Origin of the sequence: Psychrobacter sp. APC 3426 (assembly GCF_030408035.1) — a bacterium.
In the GTDB taxonomy this organism is placed as follows: domain Bacteria; phylum Pseudomonadota; class Gammaproteobacteria; order Pseudomonadales; family Moraxellaceae; genus Psychrobacter.
Window position 1 is genome coordinate 36,111 of the sequence record NZ_JASDCF010000008.1, and the last position, 17,709, is coordinate 53,819.

Consider the following 17,709-nt stretch of genomic DNA (forward strand, 5'->3'; position numbering starts at 1 on the left):
GTCTTGACTATATTTATAACATGCTCAAAGCAAGTAGACGGTAAAATAATGATAGCATCTAATAATGATGCTTAATGATAGTGCTTAACGCAAAAACCCCTTATTCACCCATATAAAATATAGGCAAATAAGGGGGTTGTCTTAAACCATAACCGTCATTTAGCAACAGTCATCTAAAGTTGTTATTAACTCATTCTAAGCTTATCAAAGGTCAACTTATCATCAGCGCCGACATCGACTTTGATGATATCGCCTGGGACGAAATCACCAGCCAGCAGTTTCAATGACAATGGGTTTTCGATCTCTTGCTGAATAGCACGTTTGAGTGGACGCGCACCATACACAGGGTCATAACCCACTGCGACCAGTTTATTCATCGCATCTGCCGACAGCTCGATATCCATTTCACGCTCTTGAATACGCTGACGTAAGCGATCCAATTGAATATCGGCAATACCAGCCATTTGCGACATACCAAGCGGATGGAAGACCACAATCTCATCAATACGGTTGACAAACTCTGGACGGAAATGCTGTCCAACCGACTCCATTACCTCAGCTTTGATATCCTCGTAGCTCTCGCCAACCATCTCTTGGATTTTGTGCGACCCCAAGTTACTGGTCATGATGATAACAGTATTTTTAAAGTCAACGACGCGACCCTGTGAATCCGTTAAGCGACCATCGTCTAGCACTTGTAGCAAGATATTGAACACATCAGGGTGCGCTTTTTCGACCTCATCAAACAAAATAACACTATAAGGCTTACGGCGTACCGCCTCGGTTAATGCGCCACCTTCTTCATAGCCAACATACCCTGGAGGCGCACCCACCAAACGACTGACGCTATGCTTCTCCATATACTCACTCATGTCGATACGGACAATCGAATCTTCAGAGTCGAACAAGAAGTTCGCCAATGATTTGGTTAACTCTGTTTTACCAACACCTGTAGGTCCAAGGAATAAGAATGAACCTGAAGGACGATTCGGATCAGACAACCCTGCACGACTACGGCGTACCGCATTGGCGACCGCTTCTACCGCTTCATCTTGCCCAATGACACGCTCATGGAGTCTGTCTTCCATCGCTAGCATCTTGTCACGCTCACCTTGCATCATTTTGCTGACTGGAATACCAGTCGCCGCCGCCACCACTTCAGCGATTTCATTATCTGTGACCTTATTACGCAGTAGTTTGATACCGCTATTTTCACCAGTCTGCTCTTTTTGCTCGGCCAAATCAGACTCATGAATACGGCGCTCGAGCTGCGGAATCGTCTCATACTGCAGCTTACTCATGGTCTCGTAGTCACCTTCACGGCTGGCTTTATCATAAGCGATACGCGCTTTATCAAGCTCGTCTTTTAGCTGTTGACTGCCTTTGACCAGTGCTTTTTCTGCTTGCCAAATCTCATTGAGATCGGCGTATTCTTTTTCCAGCTCTGCTATTTGTGCATCAAGCACTTTACGCTCTGCTTGTGCACCCGCGTCTTCTTCATTTTTCAATACTTCGCGCTGCATTTTTAACTGAATCAGACGGCTATCAAGTTTGCCAAGCGACTCAGGTTTGCTGTCCATCTCCATACGCAGACGGCTGGCGGCTTCATCGATGAGGTCAATTGCCTTATCCGGCAGCTTACGATCGGTAATATAGCGATGACTCATGCGTGCTGCCGCAATAATAGCACTGTCTTGAATATCAACACCATGATGCAGCTCGTAACGTTCTTTTAGACCACGTAATATCGCAATGGTATCTTCGACCGTTGGCTCATCGACCAATACTTTTTGGAAACGACGCTCGAGGGCGGCATCTTTTTCGATATACTGGCGATACTCATCTAGAGTCGTCGCACCAACGCAATGTAACTCACCGCGAGCCAGCGCAGGCTTTAACATATTACCGGCATCCATCGCGCCTTCTGACTTACCCGCACCAACCATAGTATGCAGCTCATCGATAAATAAGATGACATTACCTTCTTGCTTCGCCAAATCACTCAATACACTTTTGAGGCGCTCTTCAAATTCACCACGGAATTTTGCCCCGGCAATCAAAGCACCCAAGTCTAACGACAACACCTCTTTACGGCGCAGACCTTCTGGCACATCACCATTGATGATTTTTTGTGCCAAGCCTTCAACGATGGCGGTTTTACCAACACCCGGTTCACCGATAAGCACAGGGTTATTTTTGGTACGACGCGATAACACCTGAATGGTACGGCGAATCTCTTCGTCACGACCAATCACCGGATCAAGCTTACCAAGCTCAGCTTGCTCAGTTAGATTAATGGTATATTTATTCAGCGCATCACGCTGATCTTCGGCGTTTTGATTATTCACCGTCTCATCACCTCGCAGCTGCTCAATGACCGCTTTTAACTTACTTGCCGTCACCCCAGCATTTTCAAATATCTTTTTGGTGTCGCCTTGCTCAGCAAGTGCCAACATTACCCATTCAGTGGCAATAAAATCATCGCCCTCTTTTTGCGCTTGGCGATCGGCCAAGTTCAAAATCTTCACCGAATTTGGGTTTAGATTAACGTCGCCAGTTGGCTCGCTAATCGTCGCCTGATTGTCGAGCGCCTTTGCCACGCCATTTTTTAATGCTGGAATAGACGCGCCGGCTTGCTGACAGATAGATAAGTTAGACTCATCTTGTAGCAATACGGCCAGCAAATGCACAGGGTCAATCCCAGTGTGGTCGCGACCTAGCGCCAAACTTTGGGCTTCTTGAATCGCTGATTGCAATTTTTGGGTAAATTTCTCGAATCTCATAGTGTGTCCTTTAATAATTAATAGTCGTTTGTATCTGCTAGTCGCTGCGGCTTTTTATAAGTATTAAGATGCCGCAAGCTTTTCGTTGTTATCTATATAAGGTTTGTTGAGTAATATTTCAATGTCATTTTAACTATTGTCAATAGTATTTATTGACTTATTGGTATCGACCTATGCAGCACATATATGAGCAAAAATAAAATCTGCAAAAAAAATTAAACCTTACTCGTAACAATGATATAACGTTAAAGTATTAATAGGCACATTTATAAGAGATTTCAAGAGAGATTAGTAAAGAAAAATTAGGAAGTCTTGAGACTGTACAAACACAGAGAAATGTATTTTAGCGGACGACTAAAACAGTCAAATACGGGAGGTTAACAAACTACTTATTCTACAATTTCGATCGGTGTACCAACCTTTACCGCAGCCATGATTTCATCCATCTCATCATTGGTCACGGCTATACAGCCTTCCGTCCAATCGCGTTGCTGGTTCAGTAGACCCAATGCCCCAAAACCATTTTTTTGCCCATGAATCATGATATCACCGCCAGCACTGACACCTCGCGATTTGGCTCGGGCTTTATCGGTAGTATTGGGGTAGCTTACGTGAATAGAGCGATAGAATTTAGATTTTTCATTTTTATAATCGAGTGTATAAGAACCTGTCGGAGTGCGTTTGTCACCTTGTTGCTGCTTATGACCGACAGGATTGCCGCCCAAGGCAATATGATAAGACTTGATAACTGTATTATCACTTAGCAACTGCAGGGTGCGAGCAGATTTATCGACAAAAACTTTATCAATCACAATATTGTTAAGCATGGCTTGTTTGTTCTCTGAAACACCCTCAGCAGCAATGGCACTCGTGCTAGTCATGATAGCGAGGCTAAAACCCATGACAATAAATAACCAATGTGAATACTTACTATTTATATTGAAAAAAGACATAGCTTTTGCTTCTTAAAGGTAAGCGTTCATTGATAAAATCATCTTTGATAAGATAGCAAAAGACTATGCCAAGTTTATGTAAACGTTATAAATTAAACTTAAATTTGCTGCAATCAAAATCTAAAATCACCTTACACCATACGAATTGCACCATCTAGGCGAATCACTTCACCATTTAGGTAAGCATTATCAATAATGTGCGTGACTAATTTAGCAAACTCATTTGGATTGCCTAGACGCTTTGGATAAGGAACACCGGCCTCTAACTGCTCGCGCGCTTTTTCAGGGATAGTCTCCATCATAGGTGTGGCAAAAACACCAGGCGCAATCGTCATAACACGAATACCATGACGTGCCAGCTCACGCGCTAGCGGTAAAGTCAGGCCAACGACGCCCGCTTTAGAGGATGAATAGCTTGCTTGCCCTACTTGCCCATCAAAAGCAGCGATAGAAGCGGTATTGATAATGACACCATTATCAGCATTCTTCTCATTAGCGCTTTCTGTATTATTGCCGTTCGCCACGCGCTTAGCAATACTAGCCGCGACCAAACGTGCGACGTTAAAAGAGCCAACGAGATTGATATTAACCCCGCGGCTAAAGGCATCAAGATCCGCTGGGTTATTTTCGCGATCGAGTAGCTTTTGTACGACAGCGATACCTGCACAGTTAATAGAACCTTGCAGACCACCAAACTCTTTTTCAGCCAACTCGACAGCCGCTTGTACCTCATCACCACTGGTTACATCACAACGTACAAAACGTACATTGTCACCCAGCTCATCAACCAAAGCTTGCCCAGTTGACTCGTTCAAATCAGCAATGACGACCTTGCCGCCTTGACCGACGATAGCGCGAACCACTGACTCACCTAAACCTGACGCACCGCCAGTAACCAAAAAGCTGTGTTTCTCTATTTGCATAACTATTCCTTTAATGGATGTTTTATTACTATTCTTATAGGCTAACTATTTTATTATTTTCAACTACTATCGAAGTTTCCAACAATCTATGCCGCAGACAAGCTACGCAACAAGAAACGTTGAATTTTACCACTTGGCGTTTTTGGTAATGCTGCCACAAATTCAACCTCACGCGGGTAAGCATGCGTCGATAGACGTTTACGTACCAAGTCTTGAATCTCTTTAGCAATCTCATCCGTCCCTTCGATGCCATCTTTTAGCACCACATAAGACTTAATCGTATGACCGCGCACCTCATCTGGTATGCCAACTGCTGCGGATTCTGCCACTGCCTCATGCTCAAGCACGGTATTCTCCACATCCGTAGGCCCTACGCGGTAGCCTGCTGTAATGATAATGTCATCATCACGCCCAGAAAACCAATAGCTGCCATCGCTATGGCGCTCGACCACATCGCCAGTCAAATAGTAATCATCAGCGAAGGCGTCTTTTTCGTTCCAGCTATAACCGCGGAAATAAAACGCCGGCGATTGACTGACGACCACTGCCAGCTGTCCTTGTTCGCCATCAGCCAATATGTTCATGTCATCATCTAATACGACCAATGTGTGCCCCGGTAACGCCATGCCCATCGAGCCTACTGGACATTCATGAGCTAATGCATGGTGCTCGCAGCAGGTCATGCCCGTTTCGGTCTGCCCATACTGATCGCACACTTTGCAGTTTAGATAGGTCTCTACCCAATTGACGACTTCGGTATTCAAGGTTTCGCCTGCTGAATTGGCACAGCGTAGTGATAGCTTGGCATTTTCATCGTTATGAGCATCTTCAAACACGCCACTCGATTTCATCATCCGAAAGGCGGTCGGTGAAGAGGCCAAATTGCTAATCTTATGACGGACCATAAAGTCGCGGGTATTGGCAGCATCAAAGCCTGATTCATTAAAATAGGTGGTGACACCCATCAGTAAAGGACCCGTAATCGCATAATACAGTCCATACGCCCAGCCAGGATCAGCCATATTCCAATAGTTATCATCGGCGCGCAGGTCAATCGCATAGCGCATATACAGATAAAAAGCTGATAGCGCACTTAATGGCACACTGACGCCTTTTGATTTACCTACCGTACCTGAGGTAAACATTTGCAAAAACGGTGCACCTTCATCTAACAAAACAGCATCTACCGTTTGTGGCTGGGTCGCCATCATCTCTGTATAGCTATCATCACCCCAGTTATTGTTTAACTGTCCATCATTCTCATTGCTAACCATGACCATTTTGGTTTTCTCAGCTAAATCCTCAAACTTGCCGCGATTTTCCTGATTGGTGAAAACCACTTGGGTATTGGCCTTGTCCATGCGATATTTAATCGAATCGTAACCAAAAGCGGTGAATAATGGTTGATAAACCGCCCCAATCCGCCAAGTCGCCAATACAATGGTGAGCAGCTCAGGCGTACGCGGTAGCATGGTCGCTACTTGCTCACCAACTTGCACGCCATAAGACAATAATACATTGGCAACTTGCGCACTTGCCTTATCCAGTTCCGCAAAAGTCATGCGTGTTACATTGCCAGCAGTATCTTCATGCACTAACGCCAAATTATCGCCGCGACCATCACGTACATGACGACCACAACACGCCATATAGGCATTTAAACGGTCATCTAAGTTTTCACCAAATATCTCTGCTAATAGTGCGTTCATATCAAAATTATTATAGTAGTCGCTATAGCCAGTTGGGTTTGAAGAAGACAAATCGTTTGAAAGTAAGGTATCTGTAGAAGAGGTATTCATAAGCTAATCCTTTAGCAATAACGGGTGACTGGCAGAGTAGAAAAACAGCCCTATCCTATACACTGTTTTTACTTATTGTTTGCACTTATTAAATTTCATATGCTCTATTAGTAACGCATTTTGATATTTATTTCAATACATAACGTATCATTTTTATATTTATATGCCATTTCTTAATAGGATTAACCTTATTGTATGGTACTTAAGAAACCTAGCAATGCTTTCTCTTCACAGCTTTGATATTGCTTAGTGCGCCCGCGACGTGCTTGCTTGTAAGGCTCAAAGAACTCTCCTGCTAAAAACTTATCAATAATGACAGGATGAATATAAGAAGCGCGGCTCACTGCGGGTGTGTTGCCCAGCTCATTTGCCACTTCTTTGACCATATCCGTGACCAATTGCTGACGCTCGTCACTGTCAGGTGAACTTGCCAGCACTTGCTCACCTGCTGACGTTTGCAATTCATCGTAAAGGTAGCTGGCCGCCAGTACACTCGCCATCCAAGTACGAAAGTCCTTTGCACTATATAGATTGCCGTTATACATTTTGCTTTCACAATCGTTGCCGCAAGTATGCTTTCGCAAATAGTCATTGATATCGCTACTATCAACGACCTGCTTGTTGCCCTCATCGTCCAAATATTTAAAAATCTGATAGCCCGGCAACTCAGAACAGGCTTGCACGATGTCAATTAAACGCTCGTCTTGCAGTTCGATATGATGCTCTTTGGCGCTTTTACCGACAAAATCAAACGCCAGGCCATTATCCGTTTCACTCACATGCTTACTGCGTAATGTACTGAGACCATAGCTCTTATTGAGCTTGGCATAGCGGCTATTACCGATACGAATTAAGGTCGTCTCAAGCAACTTGACCACTGCCGCCAATACATTGGCGCGTGATAACGACTGCACTTCTAAATCCTTTTCGACTTGCGCACGTAAGTTAGGTAGTGATTCGGCGAACCCTATCATGGCATCGAATTTGGCTTGATCGCGCACACGATCCCAGTCGGGATGATACAAATACTGCTTGCGTGCCTTATCATCGCGGCCTGTCGATTGCAGATGCCCCTTATCATCTTGGCATATCCAAACCTCTGACCACATTGGCGGTATCACTAAAGCATCAAAACGCTGACGTAACGCTTTGTCTTTCACTGTTTTGCCAGTGGCGTCTTTATAAGTAAATCCACGCCCCCAACGTCTGCGTGTAAACCCAGGCTCATTATCACTGACATAGCGCAGATTGGCGCGGCGTGCCAGACGCTCGTAATCATGGCGCACATCTTCAGTGCCATTATTTTCAGTGACTGTATTTTTGTTTTCCTTAGCCATAGCAACACTCATCTCATTAAGTAGTCGTTTTAGCATAGTTAACTGTCATTATTTTTGCTGTTTACTTGCCACAGATAAAGTGTAATGCTGTGTAAAACCCAATGTATTACACTGCTACGAAAGTTATAACATTCGTTTAACGTTAAATATCCATCAGAAGTGAGCCAGATATGAACAATAATCTTTCGATAAAAACCGCTGCATTATCCAATACTGATTACGATAGTTGGTTAAAATTGTGGCAGCGCTATCTCGCATTTTATGAAACCAGCTTGCCAGCAAGTACGACAGAATCGACGTGGCACAACTTGCTTGATAATAACGCACCGATTTATGGCTTTGGTGCGTGGCAAGATGACACGTTGGTAGGTATCACGCATGTGGTGCTACATCCTAATACTTGGAATACCACTGAATGTTGTTACTTAGAAGACTTGTACGTTAGTGAAGCGGTGCGCGGTCAAGGCGTGGGACGCGCACTGATTGAACAGGTGTATGAGTTTGCCAATGAGCAAAACTGTAATCGTGTTTATTGGACAACGCAAGAAGGCAATACCACCGCGCGCAAACTCTATGATGTAATTGCTACCCAAACTGATATGGTACAGTATCGTAAAAACCTATAACGGTTACCAAATATTTTATGAACCAGACTTATCTCAAAAGACAGCCATAAAAAAACGCCAAGCATTAAACACTTGGCGTTGATTATTCTACTAAGTATCTAAAAACGATTATTGACCATACACACATAAATAAGCCGTTTCTACTTCCACTTTTACTTGAAACTTTTGATTGGCTTCAACAGTAAATTGCTCGCCAGCATTAAAGGTTTGCCACTCATTACTTTCTGGCAACGTAACGGTTAACGCACCACTCACTACGCTCATGGTTTCAAATTCGCTGGTACCAAACTCATACTCACCAATGCTCATGACACCGACAGTCGCAGGCTTGGTAGCCGTTTGAAAGGCAATAGAAGTCACTTTATCATCAAAATAATTATTAACGCTTGGCATAATTTTCCTTAATTAAATATTAGTTACTATTTTAAAACGGCTGCTTATTTAAAACGGCTGCTTACAATCCTGCTTTCAAACTTGCTTCAATAAACTGATCGAGGTCACCATCTAGCACCGCACCGGTGTTAAAGGTTTCAACACCCGTACGCAAGTCTTTAATGCGCGAGTCATCGAGTACATAAGAGCGGATTTGACTGCCCCAACCGACATCAGATTTACCATCTTCGACTGCTTGTTGCGACTCCATCCGTTTTTGCATCTCAAGCTCATATAACTTAGCACGGAGCATTTTCATCGCTGTCGCTTTGTTTCCATGTTGGCTACGCTCGTTCTGACAAGTGACCACCACGCCACTTGGTTGGTGGGTGATACGTACGGCGGAATCGGTGGTGTTCACGTGCTGACCACCCGCGCCTGATGAGCGGTAAGTATCGATACGCAAATCGGCTGGATTGATATCAATCTCGACGTTATCATCGATTTCAGGCGACACAAAAACAGCAGCAAACGAAGTATGACGACCATTATTGCTATCAAATGGTGACTTACGCACTAAGCGATGCACGCCAATTTCGGTACGTAACCAACCAAACGCATAATCACCCTTAATCTCAATCGTTGCCGATTTAATTCCAGCAACGCTACCAGAAGACACTTCAATGACGTCAACCTTAAAGCCATGAGACTCTGCCCAGCGCGTGTACATACGCAGTAGCATTTCAGCCCAATCTTGCGCTTCTGTGCCACCACTGCCTGACTGGATATCCAAGTAGCAATTGTTTGGATCCATCTCGCCACTAAACATACGACGGAACTCTAAATCCGCAACGCGCTTCTCTGCATTGTCGAGCTCTGCTTGCACATCAGCAAGCAATGATTCGTCCTCTGCTTCTACCGCCAGCTCTAGCATGGCAGCGGCATCTGCTAAAGTTGTTTCAAGCGAAACTACGACATCAATGACGCCATCAAGCTGGCTTTTTTCTTTATTAATCTTGGTTGCACGCTCTGGATCATTCCATAACTCGGGGTTCTCTAACTCTAAATTGACTTCCTCTAGGCGTTCTTGCTTACCATCGAAGTCAAAGATACCTCCGAAGGTCCTGCCCACGCTCAGATAAATCTTTGATTTGTTCTTGATACGGATTAATTTCCATAAGTATTCCTGTCTTTTTAAATAAATATCTTACTGATATGGCGCTATTTTAAATGAGATTGGCAATAAATAGTTGGTTAATTGGTACTACCTTATATTAAAAATCTTTAAGCCACTTAGATTGACCAATCCTCTACTGCCCAACGATGAGCGAGCGCGTGCGCATGTAGCGCATCATCGGGTGACACGCAAATAGCCACATCTGCCCACTCGAGTAATGGAATGTCATTTTTAGAATCAGAGTAGGCATAAGTTTTATCAAAATCAATACCCGCTGATTTTCGCTTATCTATCCACTTATTGAGATGATAAATCTTACCTTCTTTAAAGTTAGGCTTATCCGTTAATTTGCCAGTATAGCGCTCATTTTGAACTTCAAGCGGCGTCGAGAGCACATTGGCATCTTCAATACCGAAACGCTTGGCAATGGCAGATACCACAAAGTTGTTGGTGGCAGAAATAATCACCACTTCATGCCCTTTCTCGACGTGATGACAAAGCACCTCCATGGCTTTTGGGCGAATGTGTGGCTCGATTTCTGTCTTAATATAGTCTTCGCGTAGCTCATGCAGCCTGTCCATCGGTAAACTGCTCAAAAACTGCGCGACAAACTCATTGTATTCGGTCGCATCGAGCGTACCTTCGATATAATCCTGATAAAACTTTTGATTGGCGGTGCGATATTCAGCTTCGTCAACCAGATTATGCTTGACGATATACTCACCCCATAGGTAATCGCTATCGACGTCGAGCAAAGTATGGTCTAAATCAAAAAGTGCCAACTCTTTTGGAGAGTTTTGTTTGTGAGCCGCCTGCATAGTAAGACCTTCTAAATGTTTATGAAAAATTATATGTTTGAAATTGAATAAATAATGGGATGAAACCAAAAATCTTACGTTCGATAATTTTACTGTTTAGCCGCCAAATTTATGGTAGCTTAAGCTCTTTAGCGCGCCTAATTAGATAGCAAGAGACAAGAGAACCGTATGAGATCGCCCAGTAACAACCGTCAGCCATCGAAAAAACCACGTCGTCCTGCTCGCTCAATCAAAGAGATTAGACGGCGTCAGTTGGGTGAGCGTTATCAATCCCCTCTCGACCGTATTTTTTATGCGCTGTTAACCGCTCTCTTGTATGGCTTTGGCGGTTTACTTATTGACTTTGCCATTGTTATTATCCGCTCAATAGCAGGTTTTGGTAATGGCGAGATTTTTTGGTTATTTACCCCATTTATGTTGGTATTAGGTGCATTAATAGGGTTTATCGTCGGCAAAAGCGCCGGTGCTGAAAGCATCAATGCCTTAAATGGCGACGACACCAGTAATGACAACGCTTACCTTAATGATTACTCCATACGCCATGATGTCTTTCGTGGACTGATTGTTGGTATTATTATTTTTGCTATTATCTGGCTGGTTATGATGATAATGATATAAAACGAATTTATGAGGCACTGATGGTGCTTTGATAGCAATAGCGCATCGATATCGTATCGTATCGTCTAATGATATTTACCAATGATTAAACCTACTAGCAGTAATACCTTCTACCCTTATTAATCCGGCATGGCTATTTCTGTTAAACCTGTTTTAAACTTCTGACAACGTTCCGCATAGTGCATTGCTGACAGTTTTAGCATCGCCGCCTGCTCATCTGTCAAAGTTTTGACCACTTTTGCAGGAGCGCCCATCACCAATGAATTGTCTGGGATTTCTTTACCTTCGGTGACCAATGCTTTGGCACCAATGATACAGTTCTTGCCAATTTTGGCATTATTCAGCACTACCGCGCCAATACCAACCAAGCTATTATCACCGATTTCGCAGCCATGCAGCATCGCTAAATGTCCAATCGTGACGTAATCACCGATTTTAACCTCAATACCTGCATCGGTATGAATCACGCTGTTTTCTTGCACATTACTATAATCACCAATATGGATACGCTCATTATCACCGCGAATCACTGCGCCAAACCAAACGCTGGCTTGATGGCCTAAATACACATCGCCTATCACTCGTGCGGTATCAGCGACCCAACCATTAAATGGGACTGCAAACTCTGGCGTTTTTTTTAAATACTGGTAAATCATAACGATTCCTTGTTTTATTCGTTGTTATATATGTTGTTAATTATTATTTCAAAGTGACAGATAGCAACTGATTCTTAGCGCTTTTGATATTATTGCCAAATAGCATTCGGTGTAAATAACACTGCTCACTAACGCTGTCCATTGTGGCAAAGCCATTCACTAAAATCCAGTGCTATTAATACTAAGTATTTCTTCATTTTAAATGGTGATGAAAACGAATACTAAATTTTGCTTAGGCTATTAATAATTTCTTTCAATGTGCTTACTGATGAAATGAGCAATGATAAAACAATAAGTATTCAGTCAACCAATAGGTCGTTGTTAGCTGGCGTTATACTGTGTACATTTTCACAGATTCCAAGCGAGTATCTGTTACCGCTGACATCATCCTTGATGCCAACCCAAATTCGGCTAGCTATCTGCGAGTATATTGTATATAATGCGCAAAATCTGTGCCTAAGCGAGCGGACATGATGCAAGTTACCTATTCACTATCTAGTGAGTTTTGTAGTTTCCATCGATAATGTCTTCTCGCTTTTTTGTGGAAAATTTTTGTGTAAAGCCCTTTTATTATCGCAATTGAGCAGCATTTACATCATGGTAATAAGAGCCTATTTGGCAAAATTTTAATCGACAAAACATCATGGCACTCACTAATAACAGCGGAGGCAACCCTTGAATTCATCGGCAGAAATACAAGCAATTTTGGCACTAGCAGACGGTACGATTTTTCGCGGTGTCAGTATCGGCAGCCTCGGTCATCGTGTCGGTGAAGTGGTATTTAATACAGCCATGACAGGGTACCAAGAAATCCTAACTGACCCAAGTTATGCACGCCAGCTGGTCACCCTTACTTACCCGCATATTGGCAATACTGGTACCAACGCTGAAGATGTCGAGTCAGGCAATGGACATCAGGTATGGGCAGAAGGCCTTATCATTCGTGATGCGACTATGGCGACTTCAAACTTCCGCAACTCTGAATCACTGAGTGATTACTTACAAAACCATGAGACAGTCGCCATCGCTGAAATTGACACACGCCAACTGACTCGCCTACTACGTGATAAAGGTGCGCAGAACGGTTGCATCATGACCGCCTCCAATGGTGAAACTATCAGCAGCGATGACGAGCAACAAGCCATCAAACTGGCGCAAGCGTTCGCCGGTATCAAAGGTATGGATTTGGCAAAAGAATGCTGTACGCCAACGACCTTTGAATGGACCGCCGGTAGCTGGGATTTGTCAGATACCCTACTCAATCGTGACGCGCCGGGTAGCCATGATAGTGGCACGGGCGGCTTCTTTAAGCAGCTTGGCACTCATATCGAAAAGAAATTCAATGTCGTCGCTTATGACTTCGGTAGCAAAACCAATATCCTACGTATGCTCGTAGACCGCGGCTGCCATGTGACAGTGGTACCAGCGCAAACGCCTATCGCAGATGTGCTGGCGTTAAATCCAGATGGCATTTTCTTATCAAACGGTCCTGGCGACCCTGCGGCTTGTGATTACGCTATCGACGCGGTACGCCATGTCATTGAACAAACTGACATCCCAACCTTTGGTATCTGCTTAGGTCATCAGCTGATTGGTCTTGCCAGCGGTGCCAATACCATCAAAATGAAAACCGGTCATCATGGTGCCAACCATCCAGTACAAGATTTAGCCACTGGTACGGTCATGATCACCAGCCAAAACCATGGTTTTGCGGTTGATGAAGACACGCTACCTGACAATGTTAAGTCTACGCATCGCTCATTATTTGACGGTACCAACCAAGGTATCGAGCTGATCAATAAGCCCATCTTTAGCTTCCAAGGTCATCCCGAAGCCAGCCCTGGCCCGCATGATGCTGCACCACTGTTTGATAAGTTTGCCGATATGATGGCAGCGGCAAAAGCGTAAGTTATCAATAATTAGCCGTAAGTAAAAAACCCATGTAAAGCTTGAATCACACATAGTGGTTCAAGCTGCACCACACCGAACACGATAAGCTGTACTTAGAATACAGTTTAAATATCGTTAAAATATAGATTACTCAAAATATCACCCAAACGAAGGTAGCCCTAACTATGCCAAAACGTACCGACATAAAAAGCATTCTTATCATTGGCGCAGGCCCTATCGTCATCGGTCAAGCATGTGAGTTTGACTATTCAGGCGCGCAGGCGTGTAAAGCGCTAAAAGAAGAAGGCTACCGCGTCATCTTGGTCAACTCAAATCCTGCAACCATCATGACTGACCCTGTCATGGCTGATGCGACTTACATCGAGCCAATTACTTGGCAGACGGTTGAGCAAATCATCGCCAAAGAGCGTCCGGATGCTATCTTGCCAACAATGGGCGGACAGACAGCGCTGAACTGTGCGCTAGAATTGGATAAGCATGGCGTACTGACCAAATACAACTGTGAGCTGATTGGCGCGACCAAAGATTCAATCGAGATGGCAGAAGACCGCGAGCTGTTTGACCAAGCCATGAAGCGTATCGGCCTTGAGTGCCCACGTGCTGAAACGGCTGAGACCATGGAACAAGCCTTTGCGACCCAAGAAAAAATGGGCTACCCATGTATCATTCGTCCGTCATTCACCATGGGCGGCTCAGGTGGCGGTATCGCTTATAACCGCGACGAGTTTATCGAAATCTGTGAGCGCGGCTTTGACTTGTCACCGAACCATCAATTGCTGATTGATGAATCATTAATCGGTTGGAAAGAATATGAGATGGAAGTGGTTCGTGACAAAAACGACAACTGCATCATCATCTGTGCGATCGAAAACTTTGACCCAATGGGTGTGCATACTGGCGACTCCATCACCGTTGCCCCAGCGCAAACCTTGACGGATAAAGAATACCAAATCATGCGTAACGCTTCATTAGCCGTACTGCGTGAGATTGGGGTGGAAACGGGTGGCTCAAACGTCCAGTTCGGTATCAATCCTGATACAGGTCGCATGGTCGTCATCGAGATGAACCCACGCGTATCACGCTCATCAGCGTTGGCATCAAAAGCCACTGGCTTCCCGATTGCCAAAATAGCTGCAAAATTAGCCGTTGGTTATACGCTAGATGAATTGCAAAATGACATCACGGGTGGCAAAACGCCAGCGAGCTTTGAGCCTGCGCTTGATTATGTCGTGACCAAAATTCCTCGCTTTAACTTCGAAAAGTTCCCGCAAGCCGATAGTGTTTTATCAACCCAGATGAAATCGGTTGGTGAAGTGATGGCAATCGGTCGCAACTTCCAAGAATCGATGCAAAAGGCATTACGCGGCATGGAAACCGGCAATGATGGTTTCGATGAGCAAATTGACTTAGCAAAAGTCAGCGTTGAGAAAGCCCGTAGCGAGATTAACAATCGCTTAACCATTCCAACGCCTGAACGCATTTATTATATTGCTGACGCTTTCCGTATCGGCATGAGCGTCGATGAAGTGTTTAACTTAACCAAAATCGATCCGTGGTTCTTGGTGCAAATCGAAGACATCGTCAAAACCGAAGCGCAAGTTAAAGCGTTAGGTTTTGGTGGTTTAACTGAGCATAATTTACGCAGCTTTAAGCGTAAAGGCTTATCAGATTTACGTTTGGCGAAATTGCTTGGCGTCTCACAAAAGCAACTACGCAAAAAACGTTGGGATTTAAACGTTTACCCAGTGTATAAACGCGTCGATACTTGTGCCGCAGAGTTTGCCACCAGCACCGCTTACATGTACTCAACGTACGATAGCGAATGTGAAGCCAATCCGACAGATAATAAGAAAATCATGGTTATCGGTGGCGGCCCTAACCGTATCGGTCAAGGTATCGAATTTGACTATTGCTGCGTCCATGCGGCGCTTGCCATGCGCGAAGACGGTTATGAGACCATCATGGTTAACTGTAACCCTGAAACCGTTTCAACCGATTATGATACCTCAGACCGTCTGTATTTTGAGCCAATCACTTTAGAAGACGTGTTAGAGATTGTGCGTATCGAAAATCCTGATGGCGTCATTGTACAGTTCGGTGGTCAAACGCCATTGAAACTGGCACGCGCTCTTGAAGCTGCTGGCGTCAAAATCATCGGTACGAGCCCTGATGCGATTGACCGTGCTGAAGACCGCGAACGCTTCCAGCACATGATTCAGCAATTGAATCTTGTGCAACCAACCAATGCTTTAGCGACGAGCTTAGAAGATGGTTTGGTAAAAGCAAAAGACGTTGGTTATCCGCTGGTTGTACGCCCATCATATGTACTCGGTGGTCGTGCGATGGAAATCGTCTATAACGAAGACGAGTTAAGACATTACTTGCGCACGGCGGTACAAGCATCAAACGAAGCGCCTGTACTCCTTGACCGCTTCTTAGATGATGCCATCGAAGTCGATGTCGACTGTGTCTGCGACGGCACTGATGTGGTGATAGGCGGTATCATGCAACATATCGAACAAGCTGGCGTTCACTCTGGTGACTCAGCCTGTTCATTGCCACCTTACTCATTATCGGATGCGCTTTGCGATAAAATGCGCGCGCAAACCGTTGCAATGGCAAAAGAGCTTGGCGTGGTTGGTTTGATGAACGTCCAATTCGCGGTAAAAGGTGACACCGTTTATATTCTTGAGGTCAATCCACGTGCAGCCCGTACCGTGCCTTTCGTTTCTAAATGTATCGGTACGTCACTGGCGCAAGTGGCAGCACGCTGTATGGCGGGTACCTCGTTAAAAGACCAAGGCTTTACCACTGAAATCGTCCCTGCATTTTTTGCGGTAAAAGAAGCGGTATTCCCATTTGCTAAATTCCCTGGTGTCGACCCTATCTTGAGCCCTGAGATGAAATCAACGGGCGAGGTCATGGGCGTGGGTAAAACCTTTGGCGAAGCGTTCTACAAAGCGGTGATCGGTAGTAATGAGCGCTTGCCTGGTCTGCCAACCGAAGGCGAGACTAAGACTGTCTTTATCTCAGTACGTGATAGCGATAAAGAGCAAGTTGCTCCTATCGCCCGTCAGCTTATCGATTATGGCTTTAACATCGTCGCCACCACTGGCACGCAAAAAGTCCTCAGCGATAACGGTATTGAGTGTAAACAAATCAACAAAGTCACCGAAGGTCGCCCACATATTGTCGATGCCTTGAAAAATGGTAAAATCGACCTTATTATTAACACAACTGAGGGCAAACAGGCGCAAGAGGATTCATTCTCTATCCGCCGTAGTGCCCTACAAGGCAAAGTATTCTACGTGACTACTTTAGGTGCTGCAGATGCAGTCTGTAAATCTTATGCCATCGACTTACCGTTTGATGTGTATAAGCTACAAGATTTGCATGAGCAAGCAAAGCCTATTGACTTGGTCGAATAACTTCAGTAGATTAAGCATAACCGTTAGGCTTGCCTAAAAGCCTATTTGAGCATTGTATGTTTATATCAAATAATGCTCGAAGACAACATCTTTAAAATGATAGACCTAAAAAGCATAGTGGCTAAACTGCGACTATGCTTTTTATTACGTAAGCTTAAGTGCGACTACTCTGCCATTGAGATGAGAGACGCTCATAAATGATGCTCCACTTACGGGTTACGCAGTCTTAACCATTACTCTTTTTTATATTTAATACCCATTGCAACAACACTGACACCATCTCACTATGAGATGGTGTGGTGTTATTG

The 17,709-nt window shown here is 44.4% G+C and carries 13 protein-coding genes; 4 read left to right on the forward strand and 9 right to left on the reverse strand.

Annotated features, from left to right (window positions below):
- Positions 1–185: 185 nt before the first annotated feature.
- The 5 genes from clpB to QL919_RS06295 form a co-directional block, all read right to left on the reverse strand.
- Entirely contained in the window at positions 186–2,783 is a 2,598-nt protein-coding gene (gene clpB, locus QL919_RS06275) for an ATP-dependent chaperone ClpB (protein ID WP_290188719.1), read from the reverse strand.
- 389 nt (positions 2,784–3,172) lie between these two features.
- Entirely contained in the window at positions 3,173–3,736 is a 564-nt protein-coding gene (locus tag QL919_RS06280) for a L,D-transpeptidase family protein (protein ID WP_290188720.1), read from the reverse strand.
- 131 nt (positions 3,737–3,867) lie between these two features.
- Positions 3,868–4,659: an SDR family NAD(P)-dependent oxidoreductase gene (locus tag QL919_RS06285; protein WP_290188721.1), complete on the reverse strand. Its 792-nt coding sequence runs from the start codon at positions 4,657–4,659 to the stop codon at positions 3,868–3,870.
- 86 nt (positions 4,660–4,745) lie between these two features.
- Positions 4,746–6,458 carry an AMP-binding protein gene (locus tag QL919_RS06290; protein WP_290188722.1) on the reverse strand — a complete coding sequence of 571 codons (1,713 nt, stop codon included), beginning with the start codon at positions 6,456–6,458 and terminating at the stop codon, positions 4,746–4,748.
- A 188-nt stretch (positions 6,459–6,646) separates the two neighbouring features.
- A complete protein-coding gene (locus tag QL919_RS06295) occupies positions 6,647–7,831 on the reverse strand; it encodes a DNA topoisomerase IB (RefSeq protein WP_290188723.1) in 1,185 nt (394 codons plus the stop codon).
- Between the two features lie 134 nt (positions 7,832–7,965).
- Between QL919_RS06295 and QL919_RS06300 the strand changes: the two genes are divergently transcribed.
- Positions 7,966–8,421: a GNAT family N-acetyltransferase gene (locus tag QL919_RS06300; protein WP_290188724.1), complete on the forward strand. Its 456-nt coding sequence runs from the start codon at positions 7,966–7,968 to the stop codon at positions 8,419–8,421.
- Positions 8,422–8,529: 108 nt separating this feature from the next.
- Here the strand turns inward: QL919_RS06300 and QL919_RS06305 are convergent, their stop codons facing one another.
- The 3 genes from QL919_RS06305 to QL919_RS06315 all read right to left on the reverse strand — a co-directional run bounded on the left by QL919_RS06305 (position 8,530) and on the right by QL919_RS06315 (position 10,788).
- Complete coding sequence (locus QL919_RS06305) at positions 8,530–8,814, reverse strand: pyrimidine/purine nucleoside phosphorylase (RefSeq protein ID WP_290188725.1); 285 nt, start codon at positions 8,812–8,814, stop codon at positions 8,530–8,532.
- Positions 8,815–8,875: 61 nt separating this feature from the next.
- Positions 8,876–9,971, reverse strand: a protein-coding gene (prfB, locus tag QL919_RS06310; RefSeq protein ID WP_290188726.1) for a peptide chain release factor 2 whose coding sequence is annotated in 2 segments (ribosomal slippage) — positions 8,876–9,898 and positions 9,900–9,971 — 1,095 coding nt in all. Because the reading frame shifts where the segments join, the coding sequence is not laid out codon by codon here.
- 115 nt (positions 9,972–10,086) lie between these two features.
- Positions 10,087–10,788 carry an HAD family hydrolase gene (locus QL919_RS06315; RefSeq protein WP_290188727.1) on the reverse strand — a complete coding sequence of 234 codons (702 nt, stop codon included), beginning with the start codon at positions 10,786–10,788 and terminating at the stop codon, positions 10,087–10,089.
- A gap of 168 nt (positions 10,789–10,956) precedes the next feature.
- Between QL919_RS06315 and QL919_RS06320 the strand changes: the two genes are divergently transcribed.
- Positions 10,957–11,406 (forward strand): hypothetical protein, encoded by a 450-nt coding sequence (locus tag QL919_RS06320; RefSeq protein WP_290188728.1) that lies wholly within the window; start codon positions 10,957–10,959, stop codon positions 11,404–11,406.
- Between the two features lie 119 nt (positions 11,407–11,525).
- On the opposite strand, the gene QL919_RS06325 is transcribed toward QL919_RS06320, so the two are convergent.
- Positions 11,526–12,062 carry a gamma carbonic anhydrase family protein gene (locus QL919_RS06325; protein ID WP_290188729.1) on the reverse strand — a complete coding sequence of 179 codons (537 nt, stop codon included), beginning with the start codon at positions 12,060–12,062 and terminating at the stop codon, positions 11,526–11,528.
- 675 nt (positions 12,063–12,737) lie between these two features.
- Between QL919_RS06325 and carA the strand changes: the two genes are divergently transcribed.
- Together carA and carB are read left to right on the forward strand one after the other, a co-directional pair.
- Positions 12,738–13,970, forward strand: coding sequence for a glutamine-hydrolyzing carbamoyl-phosphate synthase small subunit (carA, locus tag QL919_RS06330; RefSeq protein WP_290188730.1), 1,233 nt, complete (start codon positions 12,738–12,740; stop codon positions 13,968–13,970).
- A gap of 167 nt (positions 13,971–14,137) precedes the next feature.
- A complete protein-coding gene (gene carB, locus QL919_RS06335) occupies positions 14,138–17,401 on the forward strand; it encodes a carbamoyl-phosphate synthase large subunit (RefSeq protein WP_290188731.1) in 3,264 nt (1,087 codons plus the stop codon).
- Positions 17,402–17,709: the final 308 nt, after the last annotated feature.